This window comes from Desulfoplanes sp. PS50 (assembly GCF_053851535.1).
In genome coordinates this window covers 57,902-75,367 of record NZ_JBSPZA010000006.1, presented here as the reverse complement: position 1 = coordinate 75,367, position 17,466 = coordinate 57,902, and the positions used below count along the sequence as shown (strand labels likewise).

At 54.6% G+C, this 17,466-nt stretch carries 15 protein-coding genes; 9 read left to right on the top strand and 6 right to left on the bottom strand.

The window, feature by feature from the left end:
- Positions 1 to 2 precede the first annotated feature (2 nt).
- The 7 genes from tsaD to hcp all read left to right on the top strand — a co-directional run bounded on the left by tsaD (position 3) and on the right by hcp (position 8,497).
- Positions 3 to 1,091: a tRNA (adenosine(37)-N6)-threonylcarbamoyltransferase complex transferase subunit TsaD gene (tsaD, locus tag ACTVJH_RS04250; protein WP_455987801.1), complete on the top strand. Its 1,089-nt coding sequence runs from the start codon at positions 3 to 5 to the stop codon at positions 1,089 to 1,091.
- 71 nt (positions 1,092 to 1,162) lie between these two features.
- Positions 1,163 to 1,483, top strand: a complete 321-nt coding sequence (trxA, locus tag ACTVJH_RS04245) for a thioredoxin (protein ID WP_455987799.1) — start codon at positions 1,163 to 1,165, stop codon at positions 1,481 to 1,483.
- A gap of 2 nt (positions 1,484 to 1,485) precedes the next feature.
- Positions 1,486 to 2,409 carry an NAD(P)/FAD-dependent oxidoreductase gene (locus ACTVJH_RS04240; RefSeq protein ID WP_455987797.1) on the top strand — a complete coding sequence of 308 codons (924 nt, stop codon included), beginning with the start codon at positions 1,486 to 1,488 and terminating at the stop codon, positions 2,407 to 2,409.
- Positions 2,402 to 3,133, top strand: a complete 732-nt coding sequence (gene bamD / locus ACTVJH_RS04235) for an outer membrane protein assembly factor BamD (RefSeq protein ID WP_455987795.1) — start codon at positions 2,402 to 2,404, stop codon at positions 3,131 to 3,133. The genes ACTVJH_RS04240 and bamD overlap by 8 nt, the downstream gene beginning before the upstream one ends.
- A 323-nt stretch (positions 3,134 to 3,456) precedes the next feature.
- Positions 3,457 to 4,353 carry a hypothetical protein gene (locus ACTVJH_RS04230; RefSeq protein ID WP_455987793.1) on the top strand — a complete coding sequence of 299 codons (897 nt, stop codon included), beginning with the start codon at positions 3,457 to 3,459 and terminating at the stop codon, positions 4,351 to 4,353.
- Complete coding sequence (gene fusA, locus ACTVJH_RS04225; RefSeq protein ID WP_455987791.1) at positions 4,340 to 6,379, top strand: elongation factor G; 2,040 nt, start codon at positions 4,340 to 4,342, stop codon at positions 6,377 to 6,379. The genes ACTVJH_RS04230 and fusA overlap by 14 nt, the downstream gene beginning before the upstream one ends.
- Before the next feature lie 465 nt (positions 6,380 to 6,844).
- A complete protein-coding gene (gene hcp / locus ACTVJH_RS04220) occupies positions 6,845 to 8,497 on the top strand; it encodes a hydroxylamine reductase (protein WP_455987790.1) in 1,653 nt (550 codons plus the stop codon).
- Positions 8,498 to 8,688: 191 nt separating this feature from the next.
- Here hcp and ACTVJH_RS04215 read toward each other — a convergent pair whose 3' ends face one another.
- The 4 genes from ACTVJH_RS04215 to rplM all read right to left on the bottom strand — a co-directional run bounded on the left by ACTVJH_RS04215 (position 8,689) and on the right by rplM (position 11,670).
- A complete protein-coding gene (locus tag ACTVJH_RS04215) occupies positions 8,689 to 9,444 on the bottom strand; it encodes an acyl-[acyl-carrier-protein] thioesterase (RefSeq protein WP_455987788.1) in 756 nt (251 codons plus the stop codon).
- Between the two features lie 8 nt (positions 9,445 to 9,452).
- A complete protein-coding gene (locus ACTVJH_RS04210) occupies positions 9,453 to 10,721 on the bottom strand; it encodes a radical SAM protein (protein WP_455987786.1) in 1,269 nt (422 codons plus the stop codon).
- 100 nt (positions 10,722 to 10,821) lie between these two features.
- A complete protein-coding gene (gene rpsI / locus ACTVJH_RS04205) occupies positions 10,822 to 11,214 on the bottom strand; it encodes a 30S ribosomal protein S9 (RefSeq protein ID WP_455987784.1) in 393 nt (130 codons plus the stop codon).
- A gap of 27 nt (positions 11,215 to 11,241) precedes the next feature.
- Positions 11,242 to 11,670, bottom strand: a complete 429-nt coding sequence (gene rplM, locus ACTVJH_RS04200) for a 50S ribosomal protein L13 (protein WP_455987782.1) — start codon at positions 11,668 to 11,670, stop codon at positions 11,242 to 11,244.
- Positions 11,671 to 12,293: 623 nt separating this feature from the next.
- Between rplM and ACTVJH_RS04195 the strand changes: the two genes are divergently transcribed.
- Entirely contained in the window at positions 12,294 to 13,541 is a 1,248-nt protein-coding gene (locus tag ACTVJH_RS04195; RefSeq protein ID WP_455987780.1) for an HD domain-containing protein, read from the top strand.
- Between the two features lie 76 nt (positions 13,542 to 13,617).
- Entirely contained in the window at positions 13,618 to 14,106 is a 489-nt protein-coding gene (locus ACTVJH_RS04190) for a CBS domain-containing protein (RefSeq protein WP_455987778.1), read from the top strand.
- Between the two features lie 147 nt (positions 14,107 to 14,253).
- Here the strand turns inward: ACTVJH_RS04190 and lon are convergent, their stop codons facing one another.
- On the bottom strand, positions 14,254 to 16,683 hold the full coding sequence (gene lon / locus ACTVJH_RS04185) for an endopeptidase La (protein WP_455987776.1): 2,430 nt from the start codon (positions 16,681 to 16,683) through the stop codon (positions 14,254 to 14,256).
- A 432-nt stretch (positions 16,684 to 17,115) separates the two neighbouring features.
- Positions 17,116 to 17,391, bottom strand: coding sequence for an acylphosphatase (locus tag ACTVJH_RS04180; RefSeq protein ID WP_455987774.1), 276 nt, complete (start codon positions 17,389 to 17,391; stop codon positions 17,116 to 17,118).
- Positions 17,392 to 17,466: the final 75 nt, after the last annotated feature.

Below are 17,466 nucleotides of genomic sequence, written 5' to 3'. Positions count from 1 at the left end.
CCATGCTCTGTCTTGGAATCGAAAGTTCGTGTGATGAGACCGCCATGGCCCTGGTCCGGGACGGCGTCCTGCTGGGCGAACGGATCGCCTCTCAGGTGGAGATGCACGCGGTTTTCGGAGGTGTGGTGCCGGAACTGGCCTCCAGAGAACATCTGCGGTGGTTGCGTCCCCTTATGGATGATCTCTTGCGCGAAGCCGGACTTGCTGTTTCAGCCATCGAATGTGTCGCGGTTTCCAGAGGCCCGGGGCTGTTGGGCAGCCTGCTCGTGGGCCTCGGGTTTGCCAAGGGATTTGCCTATGGCCGGGGAGTCCCTTTGGTGGGGGTCAATCATCTTCCGGCCCATCTTCTGGCTGTAGGGCTTGAGCGGGAATTGATTTTTCCATCCATTGGACTGCTGGTGTCTGGCGGCCACACCCATCTTTATTACATGCGTTCTCCCGTGGATCTCGAACTGATCGGCAGAACGCTTGACGATGCAGCCGGTGAGGCCTTTGACAAGGTGGCCAAACTGCTCAATTTTCCCTATCCTGGCGGGAAGCATATCGATCATCTGGGCAGGGATGAAGTCCCCGACCAGAACCTTTTTCCGCGTCCGTATCTGCACAACGACAATCTCAATTTTAGTTTTAGTGGCCTGAAGACCGCTGTTTTGCAGTATGTCCAGAAACATTCAGGTCTTGTCATGGCATCCATGGATACGGTTCTTCAGCCCGACTACGAGCCGGATCCGGCTCTGGCAAGACTGTGTTCCTCGTTTAATTGGACCGTTGCCGAGACCCTGCGGGTGAAAACCGAGCGTGCCCTGGATCGGTATCCCGAGGCCAAGGGCTTGTATGTGGCCGGGGGGGTGGCTGCCAACGCCGTGGTGCGGGAGACCATGGAGAACGTTGCGGCGAAACGAAACAAGACCCTGCTGCTTCCCTCACTGCCGCTGTGCACGGACAATGGAGCCATGATCGCTTTTTACGGCGAGATCCTGGCCAAAGCCGGATTGTTTCACGGTCTCGACCTGGAGGCCATCCCCCGGGGCAAACAAATCCCCTGGGACTACGGTGTTGACAGGAAGTTAGCAGACCACTATTCACAATAATTCATGACTAACCAAAATCGTAATGCCGCCATCAGCCACGTGCGGGCGGCCATATACCAAAGGAGAACGATATGGCAAATCAGGTAACGGACAGTACGTTTGAAGCTGATGTGTTGCAGAACGATCTGCCGGTGTTGGTTGATTTTTGGGCCCCCTGGTGCGGTCCCTGCCGGGCTATCGGTCCTGTTGTGGAAGAACTTGCCCAGGAGTATGACGGGAAACTTTCCATCGTAAAGATGAACGTGGATGAGAACCCCTCCACCCCGAGCAAATACGGCATCCGGGCCATTCCAACCCTGATTCTCTTCAAAGGCGGTGAAGTGGCCGAACAGGTCACTGGTGCTGTTTCCAAGACAAGTCTCAAACAGATGATCGACGACAAGGCATTCTAGTCATGAAAAATTATGATGCCGTAGTCATTGGGGGCGGTCCGGCGGGAGTCACGGCCGCCCTTTATCTTGCTCGGGCAGGAGTATCGCTTGCCTGGGTCGAGCAACTGGCCCCGGGTGGTCAGGTGCTCAATACCGAGGTAATCGACAATTATCCGGGATTTCCCCAGGGCATCAAGGGATATGAATTGGCGGACCTGTTCGCTGCCCATCTTGAAGGGTATGAGATGGATCGTCTGCATGACGAAGTCCTCGAGGTCAAAACTGAATCGGGGAGTCATCAGATCAAGGTGGGTGATACGTGGATCGCCGCGAAGGCGGTTATCGTGTGTACCGGTGCCAAATGGCGTAAACTGGGGATAGACGGGGAAAACCGGCTGGCTGGAAAAGGGGTTTCCTACTGCGCCTTGTGTGATGGGAATTTTTTCCGCGGTCAGGATGTCGCGTGCATCGGCGGTGGGAACACCGCTTTGGAAGAGTCCCTCTATCTGGCCAAGATCGTCAACAAGCTCTATCTGGTCCATCGCAGGGATTGTTTTCGCGGGGATCGGATCTATCAGGACAAGGTACTCAACAACCCCAAGATCGAACCGGTCATGAACGCCGTGCCCAAGACCTTTGAAGGGGAAAACGAATTGAACGCTCTTCTGGTCGAGGACGTGAAGACGGGCGAGGAAAAAACCCTGCCGGTCAACGGGGCCTTTATTTTTATTGGACTCGAGCCGGCGGCCGGATTTCTGCCCTCCACCCTTGATCGTGATGACCGGGGCTTTCTGGTCACCGATATGTGTATGGCCACCAATGTTCCCGGCATTTTCGCAGCAGGTGATATCTGCTCCAAGGCGTGTCGTCAGGTCGCCACCGCTGTGGGTGACGGGGCCACTGCGGCTCACAGTGTAAGTCTTTATCTGGAAAAGCTCAATGATTAGAAGATGTTTTTGTTTGTCCGGTCTGTTTCTGCTCCTTGTGCTCTGTTCCGGCTGTGGGGTGATCGACTATTTTTTTCTCTCCCCTCCCGAAGACACCGCCCAGGAATTGGCTGAACTCGGGAACGAGGCCATGCAGGAAAAGGAGTATGGTAAGGCCATCGAGTATTTCCAGAAGCTCAGGGACCGCTATCCGTTCAGCCCGTTCACTACTGCGGGAGAATTGAGTCTTGGGGACGCCTATTTCCTGGATGAACAGTACCGGGCCGCCTCCGAGACCTACAAGGAGTTCGAGTCTCTGCATCCACGTCACGAGGCCATTCCCTACGTACTGCTGCAGATCGGCATTTCGAGCTACAATCAGTTTGAATCCATCGATCTGCCCCAGGACAATATTGCCGAGGCACTGGAGTACTTCAGGAGGGTCAAGGCGGAATATCCGGGAACCAAGTTTTCTGCCAAGGCCGATACCTACATTCTCAAGTGCAAACGATATATTGCCGAGCACGAAATATTCGTGGCCGATTTTTATTGGCGCAGTGAACGCTATGAATCGGCATGGATGCGATATGAGTATGTTGTCGAGCACTTTCCTGATCTTCCGGATATCGTTGAGTATGCTCGGTCCAGGGCCAGGCAATCCTATGTCAAATACCAGGAGACCCGGTCCACTCGTGTTCGGGAAAAGGAACAGGGAAGCTGGAGACAATGGTTTGACTGGTTGTAACGGGATGTTGCGAGTTGAGAGAGACACAGAGGGGCTGGAAAAGATTTATGGGCACATACCCGCCAAACCCGCTGCAGCCTGTTTTCGTGATTGTCGAGTGCAGGGGTGAGGTGGTGAATGCCTGCATCCTACGCAGGATTCTTGCAGCCCGGACATTTAGAGCTCGTAATGCATAAACAAAGCGGATGTCGTTTTTAGGGTGATATCCATTGACGTAGTCTTCAGACAAGCAATACAAAATAGCGGCGTAAGCCGCTATTTTCGTATCTGATGCACGAGATGATGCTGTTTCATGGGAAGTGATGGAGACGCTGGGGAAATGTATGGACATATCACACGACTTGGAAGCCTTGCAGGTTGATGACGAACTCTTTGCCGAGGCCTATGCCGCTCTTGATGCGGACAGGCGGAGCGTCCTCAAGAAATGGATCGCTCAACTCTATCTTTTCTGGGGAAGAGAAAGGGGGTGTGAGCATTCGGAAAGGGTTCGCTGGGACCAGGGATTTACCACCACGACGTTTACCCGACCTCTTGACTGGTCGCTGATACTCCTTGCCGAGGAATTTGCCTCTTCAAGCCAGCTTGTGTCCGTGCTCATGCCCATGATGCTTTCCGGAACCAGACATGTTTGTGTTGCCCGTGAGATGTCCGGGGCCATCCCTTTTCCGGCCCCTTTGCTTGCAGTCATGGAACTGGCCGGACAGGAAGTCGTGCTGACGGGTCAGGGAAATCGTCTGGCAAAGGTGCTCGAACATCTTCCGGAAACGTTTGGACCGCTGGGAAAGGTTTGCTGCCTCGGCAGGACCGCTGCTGCATCCGGACTGCAGACCGTGATGCCCGGGATTGATTTCTGGTCGGCCGATTCTGTCCCGCGTGCAGGGATTTGGGTCGATCAGCATGTCACCTGGGATTTCGAAACCATCGCCTGGACACTGGCAGGCACCAAAATGTATGTAGGCGGCTCGATCCCCGACAATCTCTCCGACCAGTTCATACCACTCGAAGAGCCCCTTGAATCGTTTGTCGGTAGTGATTTCGGGACGTTCTTTCTTCCGCACACTGATCAGCTCTCGTTACTTCCAACGGCCCCGACCTTTGGACCGGGGCAGGAAGGGGGCTGGCTCTGGCCGGGGATCACCCCTCAGTCCTTTACCCGATCCACGGTCGTGTGGCATGAAGAAGTCTTTGACCATGAGGAGAAAACCAATGGCCTCACCTGATTCCTATCTCGAGAAACTGCGCAATATCGGCATTATTGCTCACATTGATGCAGGCAAGACAACCCTGACCGAGCGTATTTTGTTCTACACCGGACGAATCCATCGCATGGGTGAGGTACATGACGGCAGCGCGACCATGGATTTCATGCCTGAAGAGCAGGAACGCGGGATCACCATTGCCTCGGCCTGCACCTCGTGCCGTTGGGGGGATCACGAGATCAATATCATCGATACTCCCGGGCATGTGGATTTCACCATCGAGGTGGACAGATGCCTGCGTGTCCTCGACGGCGCGGTTGGGGTCTTCTGCGCCGTGGGTGGCGTCGAGCCCCAAAGTGAAACCGTGTGGCGCCAATCGAGCAAATACAAGATTCCCAAATTGGCCTTTGTGAACAAGATGGACCGGCCCGGAGCGAACTTCGCGGCGGTACTGGAATCCATGCGAACCAAACTGCATGTGGTTCCGCTGCCCTTGCAGATACCAGTGGGTGAGGGAAGCGATTTCACGGCGGTCATCGATCTTCTTTCCATGGGTAAGATCGTTTTTGATCAGGAAACGCAGGGAGTGGACTACACCCTCCAGCCCCTGGATGAAAACGAAGAGGCACTCGCCCTTTCATGGCGGGAAAAGGTTCTCGAAACCCTGGCAGAGCAGGACGATGCCATTATGGAAGCCTATCTCGGCGGAGAAGATATATCGGTTGATCTGCTCAAAAAGGCTATCCGCAAAGGGACCTTGGCCATGAGCTTTGTCCCTGTGTTCGCGGGATCAGCCCTCAAGAATATCGGGGTTCAGCCTTTTCTTGACGGGGTGAATCTCTATCTGCCGTCGCCTCTGGATGTTCCAACGGCCCAGGGGATCGATCCAAGGGACAAGAACCCCTGTTCCTTCAAGCCGTCTTCCAGGGAACCCCTCTCCGCCCTGGCCTTCAAGGTGAGCATGGCCTCGGGCCGCAAGACGGTTCTTATGCGCATCTATTCCGGAACCATCGATGCCGGTCAGACAGTGTACAATGCCACCCAGGATCTGGATGAACGTGTTGCGCGATTATTTCTGCTCCATGCCGATCATCGCGAAAAACTGGTCCAGGCCCGGGCCGGACAGATTGTGGCTGCTGCCGGCATGAAGAACACCAGGACCGCTGATACCCTGTGCCAGCGAAGTGACCCGATCATTCTGGAACGAATCAGTGGGTACAAGCCGGTGATTTCTCTGGCCCTGGAACCCAAAAATGCCAGTGAGGAAGAAAAGCTGGTCCTGGCCCTGGACAAACTCCTTCAGGAGGATCCGACCCTTGTTTCGGACCGGGACAAGGATACCGACCAGATCATCCTTTCGGGCATGGGCGAGCTGCATTTGGATGTTGTTCTGGAGCGGCTCAGACGCGAGTTCAAGGTGGATATGCGTGCGGGCAACCCCCAGGTTGTGTTTCAGGAAACCGTTGCAGGTGCGGGCGAGGCCGAAGCGGTTTTTGAAAGGGAACTCGGCGAGAACTGGCACCATGGAGGTGTCCGTTTGACCGTGCAATCCAGGAAGCGCGGACACGGCAACCGCGTCATCAGCGAAGTTGACGCAACTACCTGTTCGGCCTCGTTTCTGGAGGCAACCATCAAGGGTGTCGAAGATGGACTGCAGAGCGGGGTGCTCAAAGGGTATCCGATCCAGGATGTTTTGGTGAGCATTGTTCAACTTGCCGATACGGACAAGCGATCAACCGAGGTGGGGTTTCGCATGGCAGCGGTATCCGCGCTCAAGCAGGCTATGACCAAGGCGGGCCCCCTGCTTCTGGAGCCGATCATGGCCGTTGAAATAGGGGTTCCCGAGGAGTTTGTGGGCGATTGCATCTCCCTGTTGGGAACAAAGGGTGCCCGGATCGAGAATATGTTCGATCGGGCCGGCCAAAAGACCGTGCAGGCGTTGGCCCCGCTGCGTAAGATGTTCGGTTTTTCCACGGCCCTTCGTTCGGCCACCCAGGGCCGGGCCGGGTTGTCCATGAGTTTTGAACGGTTCGACGTCCTCGATTAGTCACAACCGTTGTGTAGGATCACTCAGCCTCCCGGATTTCTCTGATCCGGGAGGCTTTTTTTCGTTTATTGCAGGGCTGATGTGTTCTCATGGCCGGCTTGCCCCGCTTGGGACGGTTTGAAACTCTCTCGCCGGTCTCGTACCATCAAGCCGTTGCTCCATGAAAACAAGCCGCACGGGCAAGATGTCAGGCAACGGCTTGATGAACGATGCCTGGCTCGCTCAGACAGTCAAGCCGTCCCAAGCGGGGCAAGCCGGCCATCATATTTCAGGTTCCTGCATGAGAACAAATGTGCCCTGTCGTCCACTGGAATGAGAATTGTTTTCCTTGCACCAGTATGGTAGCAAAAAATTTCAGATCGATTTTTTCGTCTTGACCCAGGTCAAGGAAGATTCACTCCAATACAGTAGGTTGAACTCATACAGACGAACACAACCGTGACTCTATAACCAGGAGGACAGCTCATGTTTTGTTTTCAGTGCCAGGAAACCGCAAAAAATCAGGGATGTACCGTTCGCGGCATGTGCGGCAAACCCGAAGATACCTCGAATCTTCAGGATCTGCTAATTTTTGTGACCAAGGGTATTGCCGTGTATGGTGAAAAGGCTTTTGAACTGGGCATGGATATCGGCAGGGAAGCCCATTTTATCGGCCAGGCCCTTTTTTCCACCATCACCAATGCCAATTGGGATGACGATCGGTTCATCGCCATGGTCAGGGAGGGGTTGCAACTCCGGGATGATCTCAAAGAGCGTATCCTGGCCGCCCATCCCGATGCCTTGGAAGGGGAGCTTCCCGATGCCGCCACCTGGACATCGGACGATCCCGAGGAATTTGCCGAAAAGGCCAAGAGCGTGGGCGTACTCTCCACCGCCAACGAGGACGTCCGCTCCCTGCGCGAACTCCTGGTCATCGGTCTCAAGGGGATTGCCGCCTATGGCGAGCATGCCGAAGTGCTCGGATATACGAACAACGATGTCTTCGGATTCTATATGGAGGCCCTGGCCTCGACGACCAAAGAACTGTCCGTTGACGAGATGGTCGCCATGGTCATGAAGGCCGGTGAAACGGCTGTGAACACCATGGCCCTTCTCGATGAGGCCAATACGTCGACCTACGGCAATCCCGAGATCTCCGAGGTGAACATCGGGGTGGGAAGCAATCCGGGTATTCTCATCAGCGGCCATGACCTGAAGGATATGGAAGAACTGCTCAAACAGACCGAAGGTACGGGGGTGGATGTGTACACCCACGGCGAAATGCTTCCGGCCAACTATTACCCCGCATTCAAGAAATATTCGCATTTCGTGGGCAACTACGGCGGATCCTGGTGGCACCAGAATGAGGAGTTCGAATCGTTCAACGGTCCCATCCTCATGACCACCAACTGTCTGATCCCGATCAAGAAGAACAACACCTATCAGGATCGGATCTACACCACGGGCATGACCGGCTATCCCGGTGTTACCCATATCGCCGACAGAAAAGAAAACGGGGTCAAGGATTTCTCCAAGATCATCGAACAGGCCAAGACCTGTGCTTCGCCCACAGAGATCGAGACCGGCAAGATTGTGGGAGGTTTTGCCCACCATCAGGTTCTGGCCCTGGCCGACAAGGTTGTTGAAGCTGTCAAGTCCGGTGCCATCAAACGTTTTGTAGTCATGGCCGGCTGTGACGGTCGCCACAAGACCAGAAATTATTATACAGAGGTTGCCGAGACCCTGCCCGAGGATACGATCATCCTCACGGCCGGTTGTGCCAAATACCGGTACAACAAACTCAATCTGGGAGATATCGGCGGTATCCCGCGGGTCCTGGACGCCGGACAGTGCAATGACTCCTACTCTCTGGCGGTCATCGCCCTGAAACTCAAAGAGGTTTTCGGCCTGGAAGACATCAACGAGCTGCCCATCTCCTACGATATCGCCTGGTACGAGCAGAAGGCCGTTGCCGTGCTCCTGGCCCTCCTGTTTCTGGGTGTCAAAGGGATCCGCCTCGGCCCCACGCTGCCCGCCTTCCTTTCTCCCAATGTGGCCAAGGTGCTCGTGGAAAACTTCGACATCAAGCCCATCGGCGATGTCGAGGGCGACGTCGCTGCCATGATGGCCGGGAAATAGCCTCGTCACCGATCGCTGGCTGCGCGGATACGCAACATGTCAAAAGCCCGACTTCCGGTTCCGGAAGTCGGGCTTTCTCTTTGCGTTCAGGTAGGCGGGAGTGCTTGTAAGACGGTCCGGATGACCGGCTTGGTCCCCGGTAGTTTAGGTCCCAACGAGATCGGTCGCGGGGTCGTCCGGCATTGAACCGTTTATTCCCACTGCGTTCTGAGCCGGGCGATTTCTGTGGAATCGTCCGATCTGACCAAGCTGTGAAGCCAGACGAACTGATCGTCTGCATCGGGCGCGCAGCCCGCGGTGATGGTATCTTCCTGACGGATTTCGTTGCGGAAAACGATGTCCAGCAGCGCGAGCCTGTGGGTGCGGCGAAACTCCCAGGGCAGTGCCTCAAGGGCCCAGGCTGCAAAATGGACGTTGTTGACATGGCCGTTCATATCCAGATGGAGAAACCCCGGCGTACGGGCGACGCGATGGATCGGAGTTTTCAGTTTGGGCACGGTGCGGGAGGGGAATTGCAGGGCCGAAGGGCCGCCGGGCGGGACCATATTGGCAAAGAGTGCGGGCAGATCGGTCATGGTTCGGGTGGTAAGGTCCATGACCGGCCAGGCACTTGTGGCGCGGGCCAGGACATTGCTGTCCGTGTCCTTTAAAAGAAAGTCCCTGAACGCTGTTTTATGTCTGGGGGCCAGGGGCCAGGTGGTCACCCGAATGTCTTCCTCGGCCGCGGGATAGCGGTCCACTTGGATACACAAACGGGACATGACCCAGCCTACCCCGTGTTCGCGAAGCCGGTCGGGATGAAATCCCAGTTGCCGGGCGTGCTGGGCCGCTGCCTCCTGAAAATAGTTGATCAGGCTGATGATGGTGGCCTTGCCGGTAGGATCCGTCTCGTAGATCCGCACCGGATAGAACCGGGTTGAAAAGATGGGGTGGTCTGAGCACTCCACGGTGTCTCCTATTTCCCGAGATAGGGATTGAAATAGCCGAATCTGATCCAGGGGCAGTTTTTCCTGATCCGTTTCATGAAGTTCTTGAGCCCCATGACAGGACTCTGCTCCAATTGGGGAAGGCGGGAAAGATAGATCTCCGGATCCAGACTCAGATTGCGCATCTGGATGAAATCGGCTTTGGTATCCTGAAGAAAGCCGATCAGAGATGCAAGTTCGGCCTCGGTATCGTTGAGTCCGGGAAAGAAGAGGTAGTTGAGGGAAACATGGAGATCATGCGCCTTGGCCTCGAGGATGGTTTGTTTGATATCGGAAAAGGTGAAGGAGGCCGGGCGATAATAGGCGTTATAGATAGCTTCCTGCACGCTGTTCATGCTCGCCCGGATGGAGGAGAGGCCGGCCTTTGCCAGAGGGGCCATGGTTTCCGGGAGACTGGCGTTAGTGTTGATGTTTACCGTGCCCTTGCCCCCTTCGGCCCTGAATCGGGCAATGGATTTTTCCAGAAGCGCCGCCTCGGTCAATGGTTCGCCCTCGCATCCCTGCCCAAAGGAGTAAACGGCCCGTTTCTCCCGGGCGTTGTGATGGAGCATGACCTGGCAGACTTCCTCCACGGTCGGCCGGAAGGTGATCCGGTTCTGGGAAGAGGGAAACCCCGAGTCTTCGGGCTGCAACGAGATGCATCCCACGCACCGGGCATTGCAGGATCGGGAGGTGGGCAGCGGGGCCTCGAATCGGCCCAGGGCAAAATTTTTGGCCGCAGGACATCCATAGGTCAGGGCGCATTTGGCCAGGTGGGTGATCAGTCGATTGTCTGGAAATTTTTTCATCAACCGCTTGGCACCTGTCTCAATCCGTTCGCAGGGGATATGGGAGAAGACCTGGCGTTTGTCCGTATCCACCTGTTTGGCCGTGACCCAGAATCTGCCTTCGGCGTAGCCGATGGCCCCGTAGGCAAAAAGAGGCAGGGCCGGAGCACTTTCACGGGTCTGGTAGGCTGTGGTAGCCGAGAGCGTGTAGGAGGGGCAGACAAAGCCGGCCACAGCGGTTCCTTCCTCGATCTCTTCCATCTGTCCCGTTTCAGGATCAAGCCCCAGAGCGTTGCGTCCGGGCAACAGATAGAGATCGCTTTCTGCGGGCAGGGGGATGAGTTCGTCCGGCCTGGGCAAGGAAAATTGGTTACCCCGCCTGCAAACCATGAGCAGTTCGGGATGATCGTAGATCTGACCGTTTGTGTCGGCGAACAGGGCGCGTGGGGAGATGTGTTTTTTGGTGGCCATGGCAGGAGAGGCTGGAGACGATCGAAGGATGTAAACAAAAAAAAAGGCAGGGCGCATCTGCCCTGCCTTTGTATACCCATTTGATGCAAGCTGTGACGGCTTAACGCTTGGAGTACTGGAAGCGTGCACGGGCGCCGCGCAGACCGTATTTCTTTCTTTCCTTTTTCCTGGGGTCACGGGTCAGGAACCCGGCCTTTTTCAGAACAGGGCGCAATTCGGGATCGTAGTCGAGCAGAGCTCTGCTGATGCCGTGACGCACCGCAGTAGCCTGACCGGTCAGTCCGCCGCCTGCAACGCGGATTTTGATATCGAATTTATCCAGAGTTTTGGTCAGCCTGAGGGGCTGACGGATGATCAGCTGCAGGGTGGCCCTGGGAAAATAGTCGTCGATGGAACGGCCATTGACGATGATCTGGCCGCTGCCGGTGTACAATCTGGTCCGGGAGACGGAGCTTTTCCGACGTCCTGTGCCATAAAAGAAATCTTGACTCATTGTGTTCTTCTCCGAAGTGCAGGATTTTTAGATATCAAGGGAAGCGGGATTCTGGGCCGCGTGCGGATGATCAGGACCGGCATAGACCTTGAGTTTCTTGAAAATGGCCCGGCCCAGCGCGTTTTTGGGAAGCATGCCCTTGACTGCGTGCTCAATGACCCGTTCCGGCTTGGTACCGAGAAGGGTATTCAGATTGGTTTCCTTGAGCCCTCCGGGGTAGCCGGAGTGACGATAGTACTTTTTCTGGGTGAGCTTGTTGCCGGTCACCTTGATTTTATCGGCGTTGACAACGATGACGAAATCGCCGTTATCCATGTGGGGTGCGAATTCGGGCTTGTGCTTGCCTCTCAAATAAACAGCCACCTCCGTTGCCAGACGGCCGAGGATCTTGTCCGTGGCGTCGACAACATACCAATTATGCTGCAATTCACTTGCTTTGGGACTATATGTCTTCATTGCGTGAGCTCCTGTAACAAACTGAAAAGAGACCAGCTAGGAGATTCCTCGGGATATGTCAAGCAAAACAAAGCCATCCTCGAGATGTCCTGCAGGTCGTTGACCGGCTGGAGGCCGATAGATATGTGAGGTCATTATCAATCAAATGACCATTTGGAAAAGCCCGGAAGGACTTTTTTGAAACTGGGGAATCGTGGGAAAGATCCAATGTAGAAGCAGGGTGCTGATAAATCTTTTGCCCCGAAAGTTCAAGAAAGAAAATCATGGCCAGGCACATTTGTTCGCACCCAGGTGTCGGGAATGCCGTGGCTGGTCCAACCCCTTTGGGGCGGTTTAGTCTGTTTGACAGAGCCTGGTATCGTTCATCCGATCGCTGCCTGATATATTTCAAAACCTCTTGTTTTTATTGAGTAAAAAACCTGATGTCACGCGGTCTGTAAGGGAGTTTCAAGCCGGCCAAAACGTCCTGTACCAGCCATGCCAATGAATCGGCCCTGAAAACCATGGCAGTTGTTCTTGCGATTTTTTTATACCTTTCGTATGGTTAAGGTATGTGTTATCAATGGAACCCGATGGAGAATGTTGGCCATCGACCCCAACTACGCAACAGCGAGGCCCTCGGAATGCCCGGTATTCGCAAGAGTTTGCTCCAATTTGTTTTTTCAGGAACCTCCATGAAGCGGTGGAACGACAAGATGCGTCCCATGGAGCTCATGGAGGTGGACAAGCAGGCCCACAAGATGATCATGGCCTGGATGCTGTATATGCTCAACGGTCAGCATCTGGACAAAAAGGACTTTATCGATCTTGGTGATCGCATTGTTCGGGGAGGGATCTACGATTATTTATACCGGTTGGTGATCACAGACATCAAACCCCCTGTTTTCTATCAGATCAAGGCCAATCCTGCCCATTACCAACAGTTGACCCGATGGGTTCTCGAACAGCTCAAGCCACGGGTGCAATCCCTGGGAGATGCGTTTTGGAGGGGGCTGTGTGACCATTATGATGATGGTTCTCCCAAGGATGATCTTGCGAGTAGAATATTGGACGCATCCCATCTCATGGCCAGCCAGTGGGAGTTTCATCTTATAAAGGATCTCAATCCTAAAGACGAGGAGATGGATGAAATCGAGGAGAATTTTGTCCAGGGGATCGCAGGGTTTTATGATCTCATCGGGGTACGCGAACTCATGCAGGAAAACCGGTCACCTCTTGGCAGGTTTGCCCAATTATGCGGTCAGCTTCGTTTCCAGCAGCGCTGGTCCCAGACCCCACGCATCCCTGAAACAGCGGTACTCGGCCACATGTTCATCGTGGCCTGTTACGGGTATTTTTTCAGCCTGATGGTCGGGGCGTGCACGGCCAGAAGAGTGAATAATTTTTTTGCCGGTTTGTTTCATGATATTCCGGAATTGTTGACCCGAGACATCATCTCGCCGGTCAAGAGTTCCGTGAAGCGGATCGGTGATCTGATCAAGGAGTATGAGTTCAAGGAGCTGGACTCCAAGATATTTAGTACATTGGAGCAGGGAGGGTATTTTGATCTCTCGCGTCGCCTGAAATATTTTTTGGGGGTTGAGGTGGGATCGGAGTTCGCTTCAACGATCTGTCAGGGATGCGATACCCGGGAAGTCGAATGGGAACAACTCCAGCACACGTACAACACGGATGCCTTTGACCCCAAGGATGGGTTCATGCTCAAGATCTGTGATGATCTGGCCGCCTTTATCGAGGCCTATACCGCCACAAGAAACGGGATCGCCAATGATCAGCTCCAGCAGGCCCTGTGGAAGATCCGCAAGAAATATCAGCAGGTCTCCCTGACCGAGACCATGCATATCGGCGGACTGCTCGCCGATTTTGATTGAGAGAATCAGTTTTTGTCACGCATTCAGGGCGCGACCACGCGATCACGACCGATGCATAACATAGAGAGGGGGAAGCATGCTACTTCGTAAACGGGCTTGGGATGTCATGCGGGAGGAATATCCTGCGGTTACCGAGGATGCCAGTATGACCAGCGTCATCAGGGCCCTCCAGGAAAGCCGGAGTGAAAGTCCGGACAATAATTTTGTCGTGGTTTTGTCGAAGGACCGTAAGCGTTTCAAAGGGGTTCTTTCCATGTGGAACATCATCCAGGCTATTGGCCCCTGTTTACTGAAGAGTATAAATATGGCCGAGCGAGATGTGAATTGGGACAGTGCCTTCAAGCATGCCTGCGTGACCTGCTCCCAGGTGGAGATCAGGGATTTCATGCAGATTGATGTTCCCCGGATCAATCCTAACGAGCCGCTGGCCCGGGTCCTGGAAATATTTTTGGATTATCGACGCGGCCGGGCCATCGTGGAGGACGGAGAACGAATCCTCGGCGTGGTCCTGCTGGCCGATCTGTACCGTGAAATCAGCAAGGATGCGACGTCCTGGGAGGACTAACTGGATACAAGGATTTTTTTTCCAATCTCCACCATGTTGGCTTTGTGTATCTCATCATGACGACACAAGAAAGGGCGGACCCATGGGTCCGCCCTTGTCGTCGAGATGTTGGGAACGATTATATATCGATCCTGTATCCTATAGCTCTTAATCCGTCTGCACCTCGGGCCAGATTTCGTCGATGTTTTCGACTACCTTGACCTGGATCTTGCGGCGCAATTCCTGGGGGATTTCCTTGAAGTCGTTCTCGTTTTGAGACGGGATGATCACTTTTTTCAGTCCCGCGCCAACGGCTGCCAGGACCTTTTCCTTGATCCCGCCGACAGGCATGACCCTGCCTCGCAAGGTGATCTCGCCGGTCATGGCCACATCGCTTCGGACCGATTTCCCTGTCAGGGCGGAGATCAACGCCGTGACCAGGGTGACACCGGCTGACGGACCATCCTTGGGGGTCGCTCCGGCAGGTACGTGGATGTGGATATCCTTTTTTTCTGCGAAATCGCTGTCCAGCCCCAATTCTTCGGCCCGGCTCCGGGCATAGCTCAAGGCCGCCTGGGCGCTTTCCTTCATCACATCACCGAGTTTTCCGGTCAGCAGGAGTTTGCCCTTGCCGGGCAGGATGCTCACCTCGATGTACAGGGTTTCTCCCCCATAGGGGGTCCATGCCAGTCCCAGGGCAACGCCCGGTGGCAGGTCCTTGTCCCTGTCTTCGTCCATGAACCTGGGCAACCCCAGCAATTTAGTCACACCCTTGGGGGTTATCCTGAAGGGTCCTTTTTGGCCCTCGGCGATCTTGCGGGCGATCTTGCGGCACAGACTGCCGAGTTCCCGTTCCAGGTTGCGCAGACCCGCTTCACGGGTGTATTCCTGGATGACCTTGCCGATGACCGCATCGCTGAGCAGGATGTCTTTTTTCCTGATCCCGTTTTCCTTGATCTGTCTGGGCAGAAGGTAGCGTTTGGCGATCTTGATCTTTTCCTGCTGGGTGTACCCGGTGATCCGGATGACCTCCATGCGGTCCAGCAGCGCGGAGGGGATGGTGTCAAGCATATTCGCTGTGCAGATGAACATGGTCTTGGACAGATCGTACGGGACATTCAGGTAGTGATCCGTGAACGTGTTGTTTTGTTCAGGATCGAGGACCTCAAGCAGTGCTGAAGATGGATCGCCTCGAAAATCCTGGCCGACCTTGTCGATTTCGTCGAGCATGAACACGGGATTTCTTGTCTGGGCTTCTTTCATTCCCTGAATGATCCGACCGGGCATGGCTCCAATGTAGGTTCGTCGGTGACCACGGATTTCAGCCTCGTCACGCATGCCGCCAAGGGACATGCGCACGAATTTTCGATTCAGGGCCCGGGCAATGGATCTGCCAAGGGAGGTCTTGCCGACTCCGGGAGGGCCTACGAAACAGAGGATCGGTCCTTTCATCTTGGGATTGAGCTTGCGGACGCTCAGATACTCCAGGATGCGTTCCTTGACCTTGTCCAGGCCGTAATGATCCTCATCGAGGATGGCGCTTGCCTTGTTGATGTCCAGCTGGTCCTTGGAGATTTTTTTCCAGGGGATATCCACGATCCAGTCCAGATAGGTCCGAATGACCGTGGCCTCGGAGGAATCGGGATGCATGGATTCGAGACGGGAAAGCTGTTTTTCCGTCTCAGCCTTGACCGTAGCCGGCAGTCCCGCCTTGTGCAGGGCTTTGCGGATATCGTCGAACTCGCCACCTTCTCCGTTTTCACCGATATCTCCGAGTTCCTTGCGGATGGCCTTGAGCTGTTCGCGGAGAAAATACTCCCGCTGGGCCTTGTCCATACCTTCTTTGGCCATGTTCTGGATCTTGGCCTGCATGGAGGCCACTTCGACTTCCTTGGTCAATTGTTCGTTGACCAGGATAAGGCGTTCCACAGGATCTTCGCATTCAAGGATTTTTTGTGCATCCAAGGGTTTGACGCGAAGGTTGGAGACCACGAGATCGGCCAGACGTCCATGCTGATTGACGCTGTTTAAAACCGCCATGATCTCGCTGGTATCGATGCCGCGCAGGGAGAGAATCCTTTCTGTCTGTTCCTTGACCGTGCGCAAAAGGGCTTCCTGTTCTGGTCCGAGCTCCGAGATTTCCTGTTCCTCGATCAGTTCGATGCGGGCTTCGTCATACGGCTGGTGGCGGGTGAATTCCTTCACCCTGGCCCTGGCAAGACCCTGGACCAGAACCTTGAGCCGACCATCGGGCATCTTGAGCATGCGCATGATCATTCCCACGGTACCCACGGTAAAAAGGTCGTCGGCCTCGGGGTCTTCAACGTCTTCATCTTTCTGGGTACAGATGAGGACGTATCTGTTTCTGTTCAGGGCTTCGTCAATGGCCTGAACGCTTTTTTCCCGTCCCACATACAAGGGGAGGATCATGTAGTTGAAGACAACAATGTCCCGCACGGGCAGGACCGGCAGAGAGGTCGGGATATCTGCCTCGCCCGGATTCTCGTTGTCGAGTATTTCGACATCCGCAGCAGAGGTTTCATCTGGATTTTCAGATGAAGGCGGTGTCGGGGTTGTATCCTTTTTGTCATCACTCATTATTGTTCACTCCTCGATCAAGATGATTGTCGGATAGTTGAAGATGTGATCCGCTTGGGGGCGCAACGGTCTTCGGGGGCAAGTCCGTGATTGCCAATGCGGTAAAAAAATATTTCAGCAAACCTGTGTGCGGCTACTGCCTGCAGGAGCATCTGATAATGTTGCGATTCTTCTTGTTCCATATCGAAAAGAGGACACGTTACGGGGCTTGCCAGCGTAGCCTTGTATCGGCTGGCAAGCCCCACGGAGAGGTGGCCATGGATGTAGTAACATCCTGTGAAAACTGTGATCCGGGTATCGATGACCCCATAGCGTGTTTACGGGTCCTTGGTTTCGTCATTTTCCCTGCTCAGGAATGGCCAAGCGATAATCGTTAATGTCGAAGGTGATACCCGTGACCTCGAAAACTGCACCTTGTTGTCAATCGGTGAGTTACCCCCGGATCTGGAAGGAGGTGTGCTGCTTGTCGTAATCAATGTACTTGGCATCGAGATTCTCGACCCTGCTGAGTTCGGAGCCTCTGATAAGTCGTTTTTTCATCTCTTCCAATGTATCCTCGGGTCCCTGGAGTAGGACTTCAACCTGATTTTCCTTCAGATTTCTGACCCAACCGTTCAGCCCCAGGGCCTTGGCCTGGTCGTGGGTCCAGGCACGGAAATAAACGCCTTGGACCTTTCCGCTGACAATGCACTGCAGACTTTTGATCATGGAGTTCCCCCTTGGTTAAGAAGATCGAAAACCAGCGAATGTTACCATTCATATAACCCAATAGAGGGGTTTATT

Coding starts and splice junctions, on each gene's coding strand:
- hcp (WP_455987790.1), top strand. CDS start 6,845: ATGTTTTGTTTTCAGTGCCAGGAAACCGCAAAAAATCAGGGATGTACC.
- ACTVJH_RS04210 (WP_455987786.1), bottom strand. CDS start 10,721: ATGGCCACCAAAAAACACATCTCCCCACGCGCCCTGTTCGCCGACACA.
- rpsI (WP_455987784.1), bottom strand. CDS start 11,214: ATGAGTCAAGATTTCTTTTATGGCACAGGACGTCGGAAAAGCTCCGTC.
- ACTVJH_RS04190 (WP_455987778.1), top strand. CDS start 13,618: ATGCTACTTCGTAAACGGGCTTGGGATGTCATGCGGGAGGAATATCCT.
- rplM (WP_455987782.1), bottom strand. CDS start 11,670: ATGAAGACATATAGTCCCAAAGCAAGTGAATTGCAGCATAATTGGTAT.
- trxA (WP_455987799.1), top strand. CDS start 1,163: ATGGCAAATCAGGTAACGGACAGTACGTTTGAAGCTGATGTGTTGCAG.
- fusA (WP_455987791.1), top strand. CDS start 4,340: ATGGCCTCACCTGATTCCTATCTCGAGAAACTGCGCAATATCGGCATT.
- ACTVJH_RS04240 (WP_455987797.1), top strand. CDS start 1,486: ATGAAAAATTATGATGCCGTAGTCATTGGGGGCGGTCCGGCGGGAGTC.
- ACTVJH_RS04195 (WP_455987780.1), top strand. CDS start 12,294: ATGCCCGGTATTCGCAAGAGTTTGCTCCAATTTGTTTTTTCAGGAACC.
- ACTVJH_RS04230 (WP_455987793.1), top strand. CDS start 3,457: ATGGACATATCACACGACTTGGAAGCCTTGCAGGTTGATGACGAACTC.
- tsaD (WP_455987801.1), top strand. CDS start 3: ATGCTCTGTCTTGGAATCGAAAGTTCGTGTGATGAGACCGCCATGGCC.
- bamD (WP_455987795.1), top strand. CDS start 2,402: ATGATTAGAAGATGTTTTTGTTTGTCCGGTCTGTTTCTGCTCCTTGTG.
- lon (WP_455987776.1), bottom strand. CDS start 16,683: ATGAGTGATGACAAAAAGGATACAACCCCGACACCGCCTTCATCTGAA.
- ACTVJH_RS04180 (WP_455987774.1), bottom strand. CDS start 17,391: ATGATCAAAAGTCTGCAGTGCATTGTCAGCGGAAAGGTCCAAGGCGTT.